The 15641-nt window shown below is 61.1% G+C and carries 17 protein-coding genes; 3 read left to right on the top strand and 14 right to left on the bottom strand.

Features of this window, described 5'->3' with window-relative positions:
• Positions 1-29 precede the first annotated feature (29 nt).
• The 14 genes from HT578_RS10460 to HT578_RS10395 all read right to left on the bottom strand — a co-directional run bounded on the left by HT578_RS10460 (position 30) and on the right by HT578_RS10395 (position 14156).
• Positions 30-416, bottom strand: coding sequence for a copper-binding protein (locus tag HT578_RS10460; RefSeq protein WP_228222244.1), 387 nt, complete (start codon positions 414-416; stop codon positions 30-32).
• Positions 395-3562, bottom strand: coding sequence for an efflux RND transporter permease subunit (locus HT578_RS10455; RefSeq protein WP_009824002.1), 3168 nt, complete (start codon positions 3560-3562; stop codon positions 395-397). The genes HT578_RS10460 and HT578_RS10455 overlap by 22 nt, the downstream gene beginning before the upstream one ends.
• Positions 3559-5055 (bottom strand): efflux RND transporter periplasmic adaptor subunit, encoded by a 1497-nt coding sequence (locus HT578_RS10450; RefSeq protein WP_009824001.1) that lies wholly within the window; start codon positions 5053-5055, stop codon positions 3559-3561. The genes HT578_RS10455 and HT578_RS10450 overlap by 4 nt, the downstream gene beginning before the upstream one ends.
• An 8-nt stretch (positions 5056-5063) precedes the next feature.
• On the bottom strand, positions 5064-6299 hold the full coding sequence (locus HT578_RS10445) for a TolC family protein (protein WP_009824000.1): 1236 nt from the start codon (positions 6297-6299) through the stop codon (positions 5064-5066).
• 116 nt (positions 6300-6415) lie between these two features.
• Complete coding sequence (locus tag HT578_RS10440) at positions 6416-6772, bottom strand: hypothetical protein (RefSeq protein ID WP_144400834.1); 357 nt, start codon at positions 6770-6772, stop codon at positions 6416-6418.
• A 120-nt stretch (positions 6773-6892) separates the two neighbouring features.
• A complete protein-coding gene (locus HT578_RS10435) occupies positions 6893-7597 on the bottom strand; it encodes an NAD(P)-dependent oxidoreductase (RefSeq protein WP_009823999.1) in 705 nt (234 codons plus the stop codon).
• A gap of 108 nt (positions 7598-7705) precedes the next feature.
• On the bottom strand, positions 7706-8194 hold the full coding sequence (locus HT578_RS10430) for a DUF6692 family protein (RefSeq protein WP_009823998.1): 489 nt from the start codon (positions 8192-8194) through the stop codon (positions 7706-7708).
• Entirely contained in the window at positions 8191-8655 is a 465-nt protein-coding gene (locus HT578_RS10425; RefSeq protein WP_008603933.1) for a DUF305 domain-containing protein, read from the bottom strand. The genes HT578_RS10430 and HT578_RS10425 overlap by 4 nt, the downstream gene beginning before the upstream one ends.
• A 70-nt stretch (positions 8656-8725) precedes the next feature.
• Complete coding sequence (locus HT578_RS10420; RefSeq protein ID WP_239026582.1) at positions 8726-9136, bottom strand: potassium channel family protein; 411 nt, start codon at positions 9134-9136, stop codon at positions 8726-8728.
• Position 9137: 1 nt separating this feature from the next.
• The gene (locus HT578_RS10415) at positions 9138-9869 is read right to left on the bottom strand and encodes a glutaredoxin family protein (RefSeq protein WP_009823997.1); all 732 of its coding nucleotides are present in this window, start codon (positions 9867-9869) and stop codon (positions 9138-9140) included.
• Between the two features lie 130 nt (positions 9870-9999).
• Positions 10000-11352: an APC family permease gene (locus HT578_RS10410; protein ID WP_213503873.1), complete on the bottom strand. Its 1353-nt coding sequence runs from the start codon at positions 11350-11352 to the stop codon at positions 10000-10002.
• A gap of 286 nt (positions 11353-11638) precedes the next feature.
• The gene (locus HT578_RS10405) at positions 11639-12103 is read right to left on the bottom strand and encodes a DUF411 domain-containing protein (protein ID WP_008603937.1); all 465 of its coding nucleotides are present in this window, start codon (positions 12101-12103) and stop codon (positions 11639-11641) included.
• Positions 12100-12804, bottom strand: a complete 705-nt coding sequence (locus HT578_RS10400) for a class I SAM-dependent methyltransferase (protein ID WP_009823995.1) — start codon at positions 12802-12804, stop codon at positions 12100-12102. Before HT578_RS10400 ends, HT578_RS10405 begins: the two co-directional genes overlap by 4 nt.
• Before the next feature lie 320 nt (positions 12805-13124).
• The gene (locus tag HT578_RS10395; protein ID WP_009823918.1) at positions 13125-14156 is read right to left on the bottom strand and encodes an IS110 family RNA-guided transposase; all 1032 of its coding nucleotides are present in this window, start codon (positions 14154-14156) and stop codon (positions 13125-13127) included.
• A 139-nt stretch (positions 14157-14295) separates the two neighbouring features.
• Here HT578_RS10395 and HT578_RS10390 point away from each other — a divergent pair, with 139 nt between their 5' ends.
• From HT578_RS10390 to HT578_RS10380, 3 genes are read left to right on the top strand one after another with little or no spacing between them, the layout of a single operon-like run.
• On the top strand, positions 14296-14592 hold the full coding sequence (locus HT578_RS10390; RefSeq protein ID WP_009823994.1) for a hypothetical protein: 297 nt from the start codon (positions 14296-14298) through the stop codon (positions 14590-14592).
• A gap of 3 nt (positions 14593-14595) precedes the next feature.
• Entirely contained in the window at positions 14596-15030 is a 435-nt protein-coding gene (locus tag HT578_RS10385) for a Spy/CpxP family protein refolding chaperone (RefSeq protein ID WP_009823993.1), read from the top strand.
• 6 nt (positions 15031-15036) lie between these two features.
• Positions 15037-15621, top strand: coding sequence for an RNA polymerase sigma factor (locus HT578_RS10380; RefSeq protein WP_009823992.1), 585 nt, complete (start codon positions 15037-15039; stop codon positions 15619-15621).
• The last annotated feature ends 20 nt before the right edge of the window (positions 15622-15641 follow it).

The raw sequence follows: 15641 nt of genomic DNA, 5'->3' as shown, positions 1-15641 counted from the left end.
GCGCAACCGAGCGCCTCCCACCCACCGTCCTATCGCGGCGTTACCGAGGTAACGACGCTGCCTTCGGTTCCAGTACGAAATTCAAAGGCTATCCCCTCACCGACACTGACCTGTTCGAGGATTGGTTCGTCGGCTTCGAAGGCCATGGTCATCGCGGGCCATCCGATACTTTCGACCGGACCATGCTCGATGGTCACGGTGCCCGCCTCGGAATCGATGGCTGTTACCGTTCCCTCCGCGCTGGCGCTCTGCTCGCCGCCGGTCTCTTCCGCCATCGGCATTTCGCCTGACATGGGCATGCTGTCCGAGTTCGCCATGTCGTCAGACATCATGGTCTCTGAGCTGTCGTCTGCAGCGTCGCAGGCTGCAAGCGCCAGCGGTGCCGCGAGCAGGATCATGTAGGTTGGGGTACGCATTCTTCTTCTCCTTGAGAATTGGCCGATTTTTCCGGACGGGGGCGCCGCAACAACAGATAAGCGGCGGGAAGCAGGAACATGGACAGGAGCGGCGCGGTAATCATGCCGCCGACCATCGGCGCGGCGATGCGGCTCATGACTTCCGAGCCCGCGCCGGTGCCGATCAGGATCGGAAAGAGACCGGCAAGGATGACTGCGACGGTCATCGCCTTGGGCCGCACGCGCAGGAGCGCGCCCTCCCGGATGGCCTCGTCCACTTCTTCGGCGCTCAGGTCAGCTTGTCGCCGTTCCAGTGCGGCTTTCAGGTAGATCAGCATCACGACGCCGAATTCGGCGGAGACGCCGGCGAGCGCGATGAAGCCTACCGCAGTCGCCACCGACTGGTTGTAGCCCATCAGATAGAGCAACCAGTATCCGCCCGTCAGCGCAAAGGGCAGCGTGCCCATGATCAGCAAGGCTTCGTCCCAGCGTCGGAAAATGAGATAAAGCAACAGGAAGATGATCGCGAGCGTCGCGGGAACCACGATCTTTAGTCGCTCATAGCCGCGCGTCAGATATTCGAATTGGCCCGCATAGGACAGACTGACGCCGGCAGGCAGATCGACGCCCGCGGCGACGGCCTCCTGAAGATCGGCGACCACCGAAGTAAGATCGCGGCCCCGGACATCGACATAGATGTAGCTGGTCAGACGACCCTGCTCGCTCTTGAGCATCGGCGGACCGTCGCTGACGGCGATACGGGCGACAGTGCCGAGCGTAATCTGTTGGCCGGACGGCGTCAGAACCGGCAGGGCCCTGAGTTCATCGACGCTGTCCCTGATTTCGCGGGGATAGCGCACATTGATCGGATAGCGCGCCAGCCCCTCGACGGTCCGTGCGACATTGGCGCCGCCTATTGCACCAGAGACGATCTGCTGGATGTCGGCAATGTTGAGTCCGTATCGCGCGGCCGCCATCCGGTCGATATCGACATCGACATAGCGACCGCCCGACAGCCGCTCGGCCAGCGCGGAACTCACGCCAGGCACGGTCTTGGCGATACGCTCCACATCGAGTGCAACGCGTTCCAGTTGATCGAGATCGTCGCCTGACACCTTGACCCCGATCGGGCTCTTGATTCCGGTCGCGAGCATGTCGATCCGGTTGCGGATCGGCGGCACCCAGACATTGGCGAGGCCCGGCACCTGGACGACCCGGTCGAGTTCCTCGACCAGCAGATCGGGCGTCATTCCCTCGCGCCATTCTTCGCGGGGCTTGAAGCGGATCGTCGTTTCGAACATCGTCAGGGGAGCCGGATCCGTCGCCGTATCGGCGCGCCCCGCTTTACCGAACACCGTTTCCACTTCCGGGACCGACTTGATCAGGCGATCGGTGCGCTGCAGCAGCGCCGACGCCTCGCCGGGGGAAAGGCCGGGCAATGCACTCGGCATATAAAGCAAATCGCCTTCATCGAGCGGCGGGAGGAACTCGCCGCCAAGCCGGGTGAAGGGGATCGCGGTGGTCAGAAAGATCAGCGCCGCGATCGCCAGCGTTGCCTTGGGGCGCCGCATGACCCAGTCGAGCCCCGGACGATAGATTTTCGTCAGCCAGCGGTTTAGAAAATTGGAATCTTCCGAAGGGATCTTCCCACGGATCAGCCAACCCATCATCACCGGCACCAGCGTTACCGAAAGAATGGCCGCGGCAGCCATCGCATAGGTCTTGGTGAAAGCAAGCGGTGCAAATAACCGCCCTTCCTGCGCCTGCAGGGTAAAGACCGGTAGGAACGACAGCGTAATGATCAGCAGGCTGAAGAACAGCGCCGGTCCCACGTCCTTCGATGCATCGGCGATGATCCGCCAGCGTTCCTTCACCGCGAGCACGGTATCGGGATTCTCGTGTTCCCATCGCTCGAGATGCTTGTGCGCGTTCTCGATCATCACAACGGCGGCATCTACCATCGCACCGATCGCGATGGCTATTCCACCCAGCGACATGATGTTGGCATTGACGCCCTGGAAGCGCATCACGATGAAGGCTGCGAGCACGCCCAAAGGCAGGGTGATAATGGCGACGAGTGCCGAACGCGCGTGCCAGAGGAACAGTGCGCATACGAGCGCCACGACAATAAACTCTTCGATAAGCTTCGTGGTGAGGTTCTCGATCGACGCATCGATGAGCTGGGATCGGTCGTAGGTCGTGACGATCTCGACGCCTTCGGGAAGGCTTGCCTGCAACTCATCGAGTTTGAGTTCCACGGCCTGTATTGCGCTTCGCGCATCCGCCCCCTGGCGCAGGACGATGATGCCGCCGGCAACCTCGCCTTCGCCATTGAGCTCGGCGATGCCTCGGCGCAGTTCGGGGCCGACCTGGATCGTCGCTACGTCGCCCAGCGTGACCGGAACGCCGCCGCTCACCGCGCGCAGCGGGATCGCCCTGAAATCGTCGAGGTCGCCGAGATAGCCCGAGGCACGCACCATATATTCGGCTTCGCCCATCTCGACGATCGAGCCGCCCGCTTCCTGGTTGGCGGCCTGGATTGCGCTCACGATCTCGGCGTGAGTCACGCCGAGCGATGCCATCCGGTAAGGTTCCAGCACGACCTGGTATTGCTTGACCATTCCGCCGACGCTGGCGACCTCGGCAATGCCGGGAATCGTCTTGAGCTCGTAGCGCAGGAACCAGTCCTGCAGGCTGCGCAGTCCGGCAAGGTCGTGCCCGCCGGTCCGGTCGACGAGCGCATATTCGTAGATCCACCCCACACCGGTTGCATCGGGCCCAAGCGTGCTCGTGACGCCATCGGGCAGGCGGTTCTGCACCTGGTTGAGATATTCGAGCACGCGCGAGCGTGCCCAGTAGAGGTCGGTACCGTCCTCGAAGATGATATAGACATAGCTGTCACCGAACATCGAATAGCCACGGACGGTTTTCGCCCCCGGCACCGAGAGCATGGTCGTTGCCAGGGGATAGGTGACCTGTTCCTCGACGATCCGGGGGGCCTGACCCGGATAGTTTGACCGGACCACAACCTGCACATCGGACAGATCGGGCAACGCGTCGACCGGCGTCGTGCGCACCGCCCAGAAACCGGCCAGCGTTACCGCGACGGCGGCGAGAACGATAAACAGGCGGTTGGCGATCGAGGCATCGATTATCCGAGCAATCATTGTCCGGCCCTCGTGATAGACTCGATCCGGGGGCCGGCATCCTGCTGGGTGAAGGTGAAGCGCACCCTGTCTCCCGTCTCGAGCCCGCGCATTTGCGCCGCGCTCTTCGTGCGGAAGGTCATGGTCATCGCGGGCCAATCGAGCCGGGGCACAGGACCATGCCGCAGCGTCACCGAACCATTGGCGATCGACTGGATCGTGCCGGTGGCACCGAAGGTCGCTGGTGCGTCCTCGCCGCCGGTGGAAGCGTCATCTGCCTGATCTATCGGACGGACGTCCAGTCCGGTGAGGCTTGCTTCGGAATCGAGCAGGAACTGACCCGATGTCACGACCTGGTCGCCTGCCGACAGACCGGCCAGCACTTCGGTCCTTCCACCCGCTTCGCGGCCGATCCGGACCTCGGCGGGCATGAAACCGCCCTCGTCCTGCTTCACCATCACGATGGTTCGACGTCCGGTCCTGATAACCGCTTCGGACGGTACCAGCAGCGCGCGGCGTGTGTCCGGGGTCAGCGAGACCTGTGCGAACATGCCCGGCTTGAGGCGCCCGGATGCATTGGGCAGTTGCGCACGAACGGTGATCGTACGGCTTGCATCCTGCGCGCTCGGCAGGATAGCGATGATGGGCCCGGAGAAGCGTTCCTCGGGGAATGCGGTCAGCGTCGCGCTGACAGGTTGCCCGACGCGGACAGTCGCCGCCTGCCTTTCAGGCACCGCGGCTTCGAGCCAGATCGGTGAGAAACCGGTTATCTCGGCGAGCGTCTGTCCGGCCATGACTGTCATTCCCGGACGCACGCCGAGCGATGTGATGGCACCTCCAATCGGCGCGGTAACGGTGATCGTGGACTGCGGACGTCCATTGCGCCCTACCGATGAGATCAGGCCTGGAGGCATGCCCAAAAGGCGCATGCGTTCGCGCATGGCCTGCGCAAGTTCTTCATCACCGCTGTTCAGGACGGCCAGATACTCCTGCTGCGCTCCGCCCCATTCGGGAACCAGGATATCCGCGAGCGGCGCGCCCCGTCCAACGACATCGTCGGGCGCGCGGCCGTAGGTTCTTTGTACATAGCCTCCGGCACGTGGCTGGACGATCGCGACGTCGCGTTCATTGTAGGCCAGAACGCCTGTGACGGTTATTTCCGGCTCGAGGACGCCGTACTCGGCTTCAGTGGTGCGGATGCCGAAATTCTGCACCAGGCCGGGATCTATCCTGACGCCTGCAGTGGCCTCCTCGCCCGCGCACTTGGGCACCAGCTGCATATCCATGAAGGGCGACTTGCCCGGCTCGTCGAAGTGCTGCCCCGGCACCATCGGGTCGTACCAGTAAAGGACCTCCTCGCATTCGGTCGCACTGCCGCCCGCGTCGCTTGCACCACCCTGGCCTTCGCCGAGCTGCGAGAGACCATAGCCGGCGGCAAGACTGATGAGCGCGACCGTGCCTGCCATCATCCAGGATTTCTGGCGCGGCGACAGCCTGTCCCACGCGGCTCCCATTGCGGGTCTCATCGGCCATACTCCCCATAAGTCAGTCGCAGGTTCGCGGCGGCCTCGACGGACGCCTCTTCGCGTTGCAGAATTTCCACCCGCAGCATGGCGAGCGTTTTGATGGCGTCGATGATGTCGAGCAGATCCGCGCGGCCTGCGGCAAAGCTCGCGCGTTCGAGGTCCACGCGGCTTTCGGCAAGAGGGAGCAGTTCGTCCGTCGCGCGCTGCCATTGTCGATAAGCGCTGCGCCATGCGGCGAGATCGGTCTCGAACTGGGCTTCGAGTTCACGGAGCCGGTCTGCTCTGGCCGACTGCGCCGCCGCCGCCTCGGCGTCGGCGGCGGCTACACGCGGGTTTTGGCGCCGGTCGGCGAAAATCGGGAGCGTGATCGAACCCATCACCGAGACGACATCGCCAAAGTCGGGATCGCGCCTTCCATAGCTCACATTGACGCCGAAATCCGGACGCCTTTCCGATCGGGCAAGATCACTTCGCGCTTCCGCTTGACGAACCTGCGCAAGCGCCACGACAAGTTCCGGATTGCTTTGCAAACTTGCCCGCAAACCTTCGGGATCGAGATCGGGCGAAGGCGTGGTTCCGGTCGCGATAGCGTTCGTCAGAGCGGTATAGCGCGACAGCATGGCTTGCGCGGCCTCTCGGTCGGCTTCAATCTTGGTCCGCATATCTTCGACCTCGAGCACGGCACGGCGTATTTCGAGACTTTCGGCGGGTCTGGCCGAACCGGCGGCTACAGAACTGCGCGCAAGTGGCACGAGCCCCCCGATTTCAGCAAGCGCATCGTCGGCCACGGTCAGAGCCCGTTGGGCGTAAGCCAACGAGATCCATGCCTTTCCTGCGCTGACGCACACCCTGTAACGGGTTTGAATCAACTGTGCTGCGGCAAAGTCGATGTCGGCGTCCGCCATTCCAGACCGGGCCCTGCGCTTTGCGAGATTGGGAATCTCCTGTTCGATTCCGACTTGGATCTGCGTGGGAAGCTGGCGACCCAGATCAAACGCGGCCGGCCCGCTTACCGGCAGGTTCTGGATGCCCGCGCGAAGGCGCGGGTCAGGCAGTTCATCGGCAGCGTCGGCGATCTCGCGCCGGGCGTCCAGTCGCAGCTCGCTTGTTCGAACCTGCGGCTGGTCGCTAGCCGCTGCTCGCAAAGCTTCTTCATAGCCCACCGACTGGGCATTACTTGCCGGCGCAATGGCCAGCAGGACCGGAAGCGCGGTCCAGCATACTCGTTTCATGATTGTTCATTCCGCAAAAGGAGCGCGTCAGGCACGCGTTCCGGATCACCGGCCCGCGTCGAGCGCAGGCCGTTCATCCAGAGGCAGGAGCGCGCAGGCTTAAGCCTGCACGCGGGTCATGCCGGAAATTGCGGAGGTGGCGGTTCTGGCCCCAGCCTTGGGGCGGCGAGCGAATTGGAGATCAAACCGCTGAATTGAGCAGCCTGCGCCGGTAAGTCTTCGGAAAGGGTCGCATCAGCGCCGGGAGCGAGCGGCGCAATGCACCCGAGCGCCACCAGACAATCCAGCCGAAGGTTCTTGCAAGGTGCGCTGCCGTCATCTTCCGTGGAAGTCGCGCCCGCCATCGTTTCCATCTCTGCGCAGGCCGGATCGCCTGCGTCGACGACCTGAGGAAGAGCAGAAGCATGCGCGGCCGACTGGACGAATAGCCCGCAGGCGATCAATAACAGTCCTAGGGTACGCAAGGCTCGCATCACACTCACCTAGAGCTTTGCCGCTTTTAAGACAAGGTCATGCAGCCTGCGGAGAGTCTCAAAATTATCGTGACCCCTCCCGATTGTCGCCGTACGTGTCTCGAACATGCCGCCTCCTCCTCAGTCGATTCCCAGTTCGGCTTTCAGCGCTGTCATGCTTTCGAAGCGGTCTTCTTCTGGGCGGGCTATTGCGGGCTTGGCGTTGACCCAGGTGTTCTCGCAGACGAATTCGAGCATCGCTGCCGCAAGATCCGCGTGCCGGCAGCGAAAGCAACCTTCGGCAAGGCGCTCGTCGGAAATGACGGCTTCACCGGTATAGGGTTCGTCCAGGAGCCAGCCCGGTCGCGCAGCCGTCCATTCCAGGCCTTTCGCGCGCTCCAGAAGATCTTCCATTGCGCGCATCTGTGCGAGAATTTTGTGCAAGGCTGGTCTTGCTGTGAGCTCGAACCATGCAGGAACGCTGGACTGCGCCTCTACGAACGCTGCCGATATCACGACGATCCGGGAAATGCCGGTTGCCGACATCGCTTCCACCAGCCTGCGGGTTCCCTCCGTGTAAAGCGGAGGCGGATCGATCGCCGTCGATGGACTAAACCCTATACCGAGTGCGGAAATAACAGCACGGCAACCTTCGAGCTCGCTGCTGAAGTCGTCATTGAGTACATCGCATTGGAAGTACTCGACGTTATCGACCCGGTCCGATGGTTCGGGCAAGGTGTGCTCGAACGCTCGAACCGCGATGCCCTTGCGAACCGCATGGCGCAGTATTTCCGTACCGGTCTTTCCTCCGGCACCGAAGACCGCAATGGGTGCTGCATCGGTCACAGGCTCTGCTGCCACTGTCGTACCTCATTATGAATCTGGCCGCGCGTGCCGGGCCCGTCGTGATCATGGAGCGGGCGCCGACGCACGCTGGCGCCCGCTCGCTCGTGTTCACGCCTCGCTGTTGCCGCAGGTCGTGTACCCCCAGAACCCGAACTCGTCCTTCATCCGAGGTCCGGCGACGATGAGTTCCTGCATCTGCAGGCCCGCGTCTCCTTCGTCATCGAGAAGGCGCGTGCGGATACGAAGCTCACCATTCGCATACTCACCCGAGGCGCTTGCTGTGACAGGGATCAGCTTGCCGTTGATCTTGATCGCGCCGCCACCGCTGTTGTCGTAGACGAACGACGGAAACGCGACCTCAGTCAGGCGAAACTGACACGTGTTCTCGGCTCCCAGCGTGGCGAGGTCCGCGTCGCTCATGGTCTCGGGCAGCATGAGGCCCGGGCTGAGGTTGGCAAGAGCGCTCGCAGCACTCTCTATCGGCGCCGCAGTTGCCGGGGGATCGAGCTGTGCTTCGCGATCATTGCCGACCGCGGTATTGGTGTTGCAGGCCGCCAGAGGGAGGGCTGCAAGCGTCAGGATTGCGATCTTGTTCATTGCTGCATCTCCTCGGGCAGGCGTTCTTCGGTGCGCGGACCGTTTTCCTCGATGTCCTGGATGAGATATTTCATCTCGGCGATCTCGCGCCGCTGCGCGACGATGATGGCCTGCGCGAGTTCGCGAACCCGCGGATCCTTCAGGCTCGCCCTCTCGCTAGTCATGATCGCGATCGAGTGGTGCGGGATCATCGCGGCCATGTATTCCGTATCGTCCACCGTGGTCTGGCTGCGTACGAGCCATAGCGCGAGCGCGAAGACGACGGCTCCGACACCCAAGATGATGAAGTTCTTGGTCCGGTCCTTGTACATGCCCCACATGAAGAGAAGCATGACCACCATCATCATCGCGCCCATGACGAACATCATCCAGAAGCGCGTCTCGCTCCAGAAAACGTCGTCCATGTCGAAGCTGTTGGCATACATCAGGAAGAACATGATCACGGTCGAGGTCGATACCATTGCCATGAACCGCCAGTAGTTGCCGCCCCCTCCACCTTTTTCGTGTGCATCGTGCCTAGCTTCAGCCATATCAATTCTCCTTTTCGCTCATGGTTTGATAGACATATTGGGCGGTGCAACTGATCATCAGGAACCCGGTAAGGGCGGCGATGCCGGAAATGGCGCGCATGTGCCCGGCGGGCAGAATATCGCCGAGACCGACCGTCGAGATCGTGATCAGCGCGAAGTAGTAATAATCCATCCAGCTGTTGATGACGTCCTTCTCGAGCCCGCCAAGGCCCCAGACGGAAGCGAGATACATTCCGCCCGCGAATATGCCGGCGATGACCAGATGGCTGAGAAGAACGAGGCTGGAGCCTGCAAGCAGCGGAAATGGCGTGGGTCCTTGCCTGGCGGAGAAACGGCTTTCGCCCCGCGCAGCATCAACATGTGGAAGTAGAGAGAGATCGCGAACAGCGCGAAACCGAGAAGCAGTGCCCAAATCATAGCGAGACCCAACCCAGGGCCTTGGCACCCATCCAAAGACCCATACCGATCATGAACAGGTTCTCGGTCAACGATACGAAGCCGAGCGGCACGTTGCTGCTTCCGCCGACGCAAGCGCATTTCAACTCGCGCTTGTCGATGTAGACCGCCTTGAACACGCTGACCGCGCCGACCGTCCCTATGAACAGCGATACCGGAACCGAGACGATCGGAAGCGCGTGCGCGACCATTAATATTCCAGCCAAACCCTCACCGAACGGATATAGAAATCCATATCGTACCCAGCGTCGCGCCAGCAGATCGTAGTTGAGGAACATGGTCGAGAAGCTGCGCACGTCCTGCAACTTCTGGATCGCGAGCAAGGCCATCGATAGGCTGACAAACCATTCGACCGCTTCCACCGTGAAAATCGTGTCGAAAACGTACCAGCTAATTGCCAGACCCAGGAGGAAAGCGACGCCGAAAATGGCAATGACGGGCTGGTAGCTGGTCTCGTCATCACCGGCTTGCGTTCTTTTCTTGCCGACATGCTCACGGACATCGTCGTAACCTCCGATGCGCTTCCCGCCGATGAAGGTTTGGGGGGTGGTTTCTACCCCATGCTGCTCTTTGAACGCATCGGTCTCCTCGCGCGTTTTCAAATGGTGGTCGTCCACCTCGAAACCTTCGCGTTTGAGCAAATCGACCGTTTTCAATCCATACGGACAAACGTGGTCCGGCATGACCATTCGGTAAACGGTGGCAGTTTTAGTCGTCACGATATGCTCCGTCTTGAATTTCTTTTGATCCGCGAACTTGGCGCCTCGATCCTCGTCGGCTTTTGGTCGCTGCCTTTGCGCTCGTGTTCTACTAACGGGGTCACCGCCTCTCTTCCGCCGGTCTTTCTGAAGCGGAGTCCATCGCTTGCGAACGCCTGGACAAATAGAACCATTCGGCGATGAAAACGGCGGCAATGCCTGCGACCGCATAGGCGACGACCGCAGGGTCGGTTTTGAGCTTGGCGAAGGCAAAAGCGGTCAGGACTACGCTGTCCGCCACGAGTGCCGACCATAGCACCCAGGCACGCGCACCGATCTCTTCCCGCAAACCGCGCAGCACGCCCCAATGCACAAGCATGTCCATTACGAGATAGAAAAATGCTCCGAGCGAAGCGATCCGCGACAGATCGAACAGGACCGCGAGCGTGCCGGCAATCACTACGGTATAGACCAGCATGTGACTGCGGATCGGTCCGCTCATGCCGAAATGGCTATGCGGGATCATCTTCATCTCGGTCAGCATCGTCAGCATTCGCGAAACGGCGAAAACACTGGCGATGACACCCGAGGTCGTGGCTGCGATCGCGATTGCGACTGTGAAATAGAAGCCAAGCTCTCCGAGCGCGGGGCGCGCAGCTGCCGCAAGAGAGTAATCGCGCGCCTCGGCTATTTCTGAAGTGCTGAGGCTGGCGCCGACCGCCACCGCGACGAGAAGGTAGACGACCACGCATACTGCGATCGAAATGATAATGGTTCTGCCGACATTCCGATGCGGATCGATGATTTCGCCGCCGCTGTTGGTGATGGTGGTGAAACCCTTGAAAGCGAGGATCGAGAAAGCGACCGAAGCGAGCAACGCGTCGAGGCCCGAAAGCGCGACCGGCTCTGCGAAGGCACCGCTTGAAAATCCGGTGGCCCAGATCGCCGCAATTGCGAACAGGGCGATGCCGCCGATCTTGATTGCCGACATAATGAGCGAAAACCCGCTGACCGATTTGTTGCCGGCAGCATTCACGAAATAGGCGAAAACGATGAGGGCCAGTGCCGCGACGGAGACCAGAATGCCGCTGCTTTCGAGCCCAAAGGGCCGCAAGGCATAGGTCGCGAAGGTCCGAGCGACCAGGCTTTCGTTGATGACCATCGACAGCGCCATCAGGAGCGATGCCGATGCTGCAACGACGCCCGGTCCGTAAGCCTTCTGAAGGATCATCGCGATGCCGCCAGAGGAGGGCCAGCGGTTCGACATCTTGATGTAGCTGTAGGCGGCAAGCGAGGTAACCAGCGCGCCGACTATGAAAGAAAGCGGAAATAACGGTCCAGCCAGTTCGGCAATCTGGCCGGTCAGTGCGAAGATACCTGCGCCAATCATGACGCCGGTCCCCATCGCGACACCGCCCAGCAACGTTATCGAGCCCGCATTCTCGCTATGTTGATCGTCGCCATCTGTCTGCAAGTCTTTCCCCTGTCTATGTCATCCCGTCCGAGAAGCATCACGACAAGCAGTACGTTGGGCAGAGGTTCACCCCTTAAAAAGATCCAGCATTTCTGACCGAGCTTTTGACTATCGCATTTCTCCTATTTCGTGCGTGCTGCAATCATACAAATTGGAAGGGTCCGGGACTGTGGGGGCAGCCAGCCCGGACCCGGCGAGAAGTTCGACAGGCTTCTGTGTCGCTTCCCGCAATTAGTCCTCATCGCCTGCAACCTTTCATGCCGACGCATGGAGTGGCTTCACCCCCTTACGGAAAGGACGCGAAGACGCTCTGTCCGGTTGGGCCAAAGGCGATGACGTCGTAAGGCTGGATCCGGTTTCCGGCCTCCATGCCGGGCGATCCCAGAGGCATTCCCGGAACCGCGAGGCCGGCAACGCCGGCGGGCCGTTCGCGCAAAAGCTTGGCGACGGCTTCTGCAGGCACGTGACCTTCGATGATGTATCCATCGACCTCCATCGTATGGCATGACCATAACTCTTGGGGTACGCCCCGCGCGGTCTTGATCGCCGCCATGTCGTTGCTGTCGACCGATGCCACCTTCGTGTTCATCCCGTCTTCGACATGGCCTGCCCAGTTGAGACAGCACCCACATCCTGGATCCCGGAACATCGTATAGGTCGCTGCCTGAGCCACGTTCGAACAGGCTGCCAGCACGAGCAAGGCCGCGCCGCTAATCGATCGCCGGAGCAGCGAAGGCTTTTTCAAATTCATTGTGCAATTCCTTTCTTGTATCCGCGCCATAGCGAGATCGTCCCGGTTGCCGTCGGGAACCGTTGGAGCAGGCATGGCTCGGTGAAGATTTCGGCGAACAGTTTTTCGACTTCGCCGTCGGCGCTGGGCTGCGTGTCGCTTATGCCGTCAAGAGACTGGACGGTCGCCCGGAAGAGGCTCCGCATGAGTGGGCTATCCTGCTTCATATAATCGGAGATCAACACGGTTCCGCCTGGCACGAGCAAGCTTTCGATGGTTTCCGGGATTGTCTGCTTCTTGCGCAAGGGGACCTGGTGCAGGACGAGGCTGCTGACGATCTTGTTCGGCTGCCACCCTGCGGGTAGCTTGAGGCTTTCGAGAAAGCCATTGTGCCATTTCACGAGATCGGCTCCCGCGCCAAACTTGCGCCGCGCAAGCGCGAGCGCATCCGGGTCGGGTTCGACACCGATCAGACCCGCTTCCGGACAATCCGTCATCAAGGCCTTGAGAAGAGTGCCGGTTCCGCTGCCAACATCGATCACCCGGTCGCCGGGGACAAGGTGCAGCTCTTCGACAATCCTTTGGCGCCAGAGATGTTCGCGGGTGAACAGACCGATCGCCCGGTCGTAAAGCGGCGTCAGAAAGCTCTTGCCAAGAAGAGGCGTAAATTCGCCGTGATCTTCAGGTGCGGTGATATTGCTCACGAGTTGGTTTCCATTCATCCCGGGTTCGACCCGATTCTGACAGACCCGTCTCGATTACGTATGGTGGTGGACATTCCCTCAAAAAACGTATGGCCCGCCCCGTTTGCAAGCATGATTTTGAGGTGATCTGATCAGTCTGCGTCAACGTATACGGTCTCACGAGCAAGCCCGTGGCCAAGATGGAGATCCGCGCATCTGGAGCCGCAATAAAGACGTCGGCAGCAAGTGCCATTTTTTTGACCGGGCTTTCCAGATGCTGGTCGACTGTCAGGCCATCTTTCCAATCCTTCCTGCAAACAACGTTGGCCTATGCCCAGATGAGCATCAGGCCGATCGGTTCAAACGGCGACGGGGTAGCTGCGTTCGAAGGTTGCGCCCTTGCGCAAAGCGGCCCAGGCGATCCGCGCCAGCTTATTGGCCAGGGCGACCACGGCAGCATTGCGGTGAACACCTCGTTCCAGCATCGCTTTGAGCCATCGCCCGAGCGGTGTGTCACTTCGAGAGATCGAGGGCAGGCTGGCCCTGGCACCATGGATCAGCAGGGTTCGCAAGTAGGTGTTGCCGCGTTTCGAGATGCCCAGCAGTCGTGGTTTGCCTCCGGTGGTATGCTGGCGTGGGACAAGACCAAGCCATGCCCCCAGATCTCGGGCCTTGGCGAAGCTACCGGCATTGCCGACCGCTGCGATCAGCGCGGTGGCGTTGAGCACCCCGATTCCGGGGATGGATGTCAGACGCCGGGCGGCGGCATCATTGCGGGCAAGTTCAACAAACTCGGCGTTCAGGCTCTCGATTTTCTCGTCGAGGTGTCGCCATTCTGTACGAAGATCGCCGATGAGCCGGCGAATTCGAGGGGACAACCCTGCCTCCCCCTGAAGGAGCAAAGCATCAACACCGAGTTCCAGCTTGCGGCGACCAACCGGAAAAATCGTGCCGCGCTCCAGCATGATGGCGCGCAACTGGTTGATCAGGCTCCTGCGCTCAGCCACCAAACGGGACCGGACGCGGTGAAGGGTCTGGATATCTAACTGATCCTGGCTTTTGAGTTCTACGAAGCGCATCGTCGGGCGTGATGCTGCCTCAGCGATGCCTTCGGCATCCCGGTCGTCATTTTTCTGCGCTTTCACGTAAGGGCGAACGTATTCCGGTGACATCAGCCGGATCTCGTGCCCATGACCGGCGAAGAGACGGCCCATATGATGAGCGCCGCAACACGCCTCCATCGCTACAATGCATGCTGGTAGCTTCGAGACGTAATCGATCAATGTTTGTCGGCGCATCGACCGGCGCAGGACAACCGCCCCGGTCGCATCCACACCGACGATGCTGCAAGCGTTCTTGCCCAGATCAACGCCAAGGATCACAATAGACATCGGTCCGTTCCTTTCCCTTCTCAAGCACCGGCATCATACCCGCTGCCGGGGAAAAGGGGCGGGCCATCCTATAAAGAAGTTTAAGGGATTGTGCAGGCGAGCGCGTATAGGACACGTGCAACCCACAGGAGTTTTTCGGATGCGTGACAATCACTCTCTTGATGCGGTGCTCGGAACCCTTTCCGCCACCGGCACCAGCGAGGTCCCCGCGGACTTCATGGATGGCGTTTGGCAGCGCGCCGGACAGCTTGGCGAAATCGCCGACCGACGCCGCCGGACGGCTCTGTTCGTCGGTCTGTTCGTCGTCGGGCTTGGAGCTGGCGCCGGAACGAGCGGTTGGCCCGGCGGCTATGGCACGTCTTCCGCGTCATTTGGCGAGAGTCTTATCCTCGGCGAACAGCTGTCCCCATCGGCGCTCCTCCATGTGGAGCAATAGGGTTTGAAGACGACGCATATCGTTCTCGCGGTGCTTCTCGCAGCACTTGCAGGATGCCTCGGCGCGATTGCCGCGGACCGCTGGGCCAATCACGAGGCTGGCTCCGGCCTCCACGATTTCGTGCACGACGAACTCACCCTGACGGCCGACCAGGAGCAGCGTCTCGATGCGCTCGAGGCTCGTTTCGCTGTCGAAAGGGCACGGCTCGAAGGATCGGCGCGTGCAGCCAATGCCCGGCTCGCCCAGGCGATGGAAACCGAGCATGAGTACGGTCCCGAGGTCTCGGCCGCGATCGACGAGGTGCATGCACGCATGGGCGATCTGCAGAAAGCAACGGTGCGCCATGTCTTCGACATGCGCGAAATTCTCGAACCCGAGCAGCAACGCCAGTTCGACCGCAAGGTCTCCGACGCCTTGACCCGCGACCCTCGCGACTGAAGCGCCATGTCGGGGGCGGGCGACAATCCGGATGAGGCCCTTGTTTCGCAGGCGAGGGCTGGAAACAAGCGGGCTTTCAGCCAACTCGTCGAGCATGAAACTGGTCGGCTTCTCGCGCTCGTGACACGCATGCTTTCCTCTCCTTCTCAGGCCGAGGACGTTGTTCAGGACAGCCTCGCTTCGGTGTGGCTGACGCGCCATCGGCTTGATCCGGACAAGCCGATCGGACCCTATCTGACAACCGTCGTCCTCAACCGCTGCCGGGACCGTTTGCGCAGGCGCAAGGTCGCGGGCTTTTTCGGACTGTCGGGTGATGACGAACTCCATTCCATCGCCGACGATTTGCCGGGTCCTGAAGCGTTGGCCGTTTCCAGGGAAGAGCTCAATCTCGTTCAGGCCGAGATCGCGCGAATGCCTGTAAGGCTGCGCGAAGCGCTTGTGCTCGTGACCATCGAGGGGCGTAGCCAGGCCGAGGCGGCCGATCTTCTCGGAACGACCGAAAAGGCGATCGAAACCCGCGTATATCGCGCGCGCAACAGGCTGAAGGAGCGCTTCGAAAAACTTTGGGGGGTTGGCTGGGCGCGCGCGTAAGTAACGGTAAACGCCAAGTC

This window comes from Novosphingobium decolorationis, assembly GCF_018417475.1.
In the GTDB taxonomy this organism is placed as follows: Bacteria; Pseudomonadota; Alphaproteobacteria; order Sphingomonadales; family Sphingomonadaceae; genus Novosphingobium; species Novosphingobium decolorationis.
The sequence above is the reverse complement of the archived record's forward strand: the minus strand, read 5'-3'. Positions and strand labels throughout refer to the sequence as shown.

Bases quoted from the DNA above. Each gene is read 5' to 3' on its own strand.
- HT578_RS10460 (WP_228222244.1), bottom strand. From the start codon at position 416: ATGCGTACCCCAACCTACATGATCCTGCTCGCGGCACCGCTGGCGCTT.
- HT578_RS10455 (WP_009824002.1), bottom strand. From the start codon at position 3,562: ATGATTGCTCGGATAATCGATGCCTCGATCGCCAACCGCCTGTTTATC.
- HT578_RS10450 (WP_009824001.1), bottom strand. From the start codon at position 5,055: ATGGGAGCCGCGTGGGACAGGCTGTCGCCGCGCCAGAAATCCTGGATG.
- HT578_RS10445 (WP_009824000.1), bottom strand. From the start codon at position 6,299: ATGAAACGAGTATGCTGGACCGCGCTTCCGGTCCTGCTGGCCATTGCG.
- HT578_RS10440 (WP_144400834.1), bottom strand. From the start codon at position 6,772: ATGCGAGCCTTGCGTACCCTAGGACTGTTATTGATCGCCTGCGGGCTA.
- HT578_RS10430 (WP_009823998.1), bottom strand. From the start codon at position 8,194: ATGAACAAGATCGCAATCCTGACGCTTGCAGCCCTCCCTCTGGCGGCC.
- HT578_RS10425 (WP_008603933.1), bottom strand. From the start codon at position 8,655: ATGGTATCGACCTCGACCGTGATCATGTTCTTCCTGATGTATGCCAAC.
- HT578_RS10415 (WP_009823997.1), bottom strand. From the start codon at position 9,869: ATGGTCATGCCGGACCACGTTTGTCCGTATGGATTGAAAACGGTCGAT.
- HT578_RS10405 (WP_008603937.1), bottom strand. From the start codon at position 12,103: ATGAATTTGAAAAAGCCTTCGCTGCTCCGGCGATCGATTAGCGGCGCG.
- HT578_RS10400 (WP_009823995.1), bottom strand. From the start codon at position 12,804: ATGAATGGAAACCAACTCGTGAGCAATATCACCGCACCTGAAGATCAC.
- HT578_RS10395 (WP_009823918.1), bottom strand. From the start codon at position 14,156: ATGTCTATTGTGATCCTTGGCGTTGATCTGGGCAAGAACGCTTGCAGC.
- HT578_RS10390 (WP_009823994.1), top strand. From the start codon at position 14,296: ATGCGTGACAATCACTCTCTTGATGCGGTGCTCGGAACCCTTTCCGCC.
- HT578_RS10380 (WP_009823992.1), top strand. From the start codon at position 15,037: ATGTCGGGGGCGGGCGACAATCCGGATGAGGCCCTTGTTTCGCAGGCG.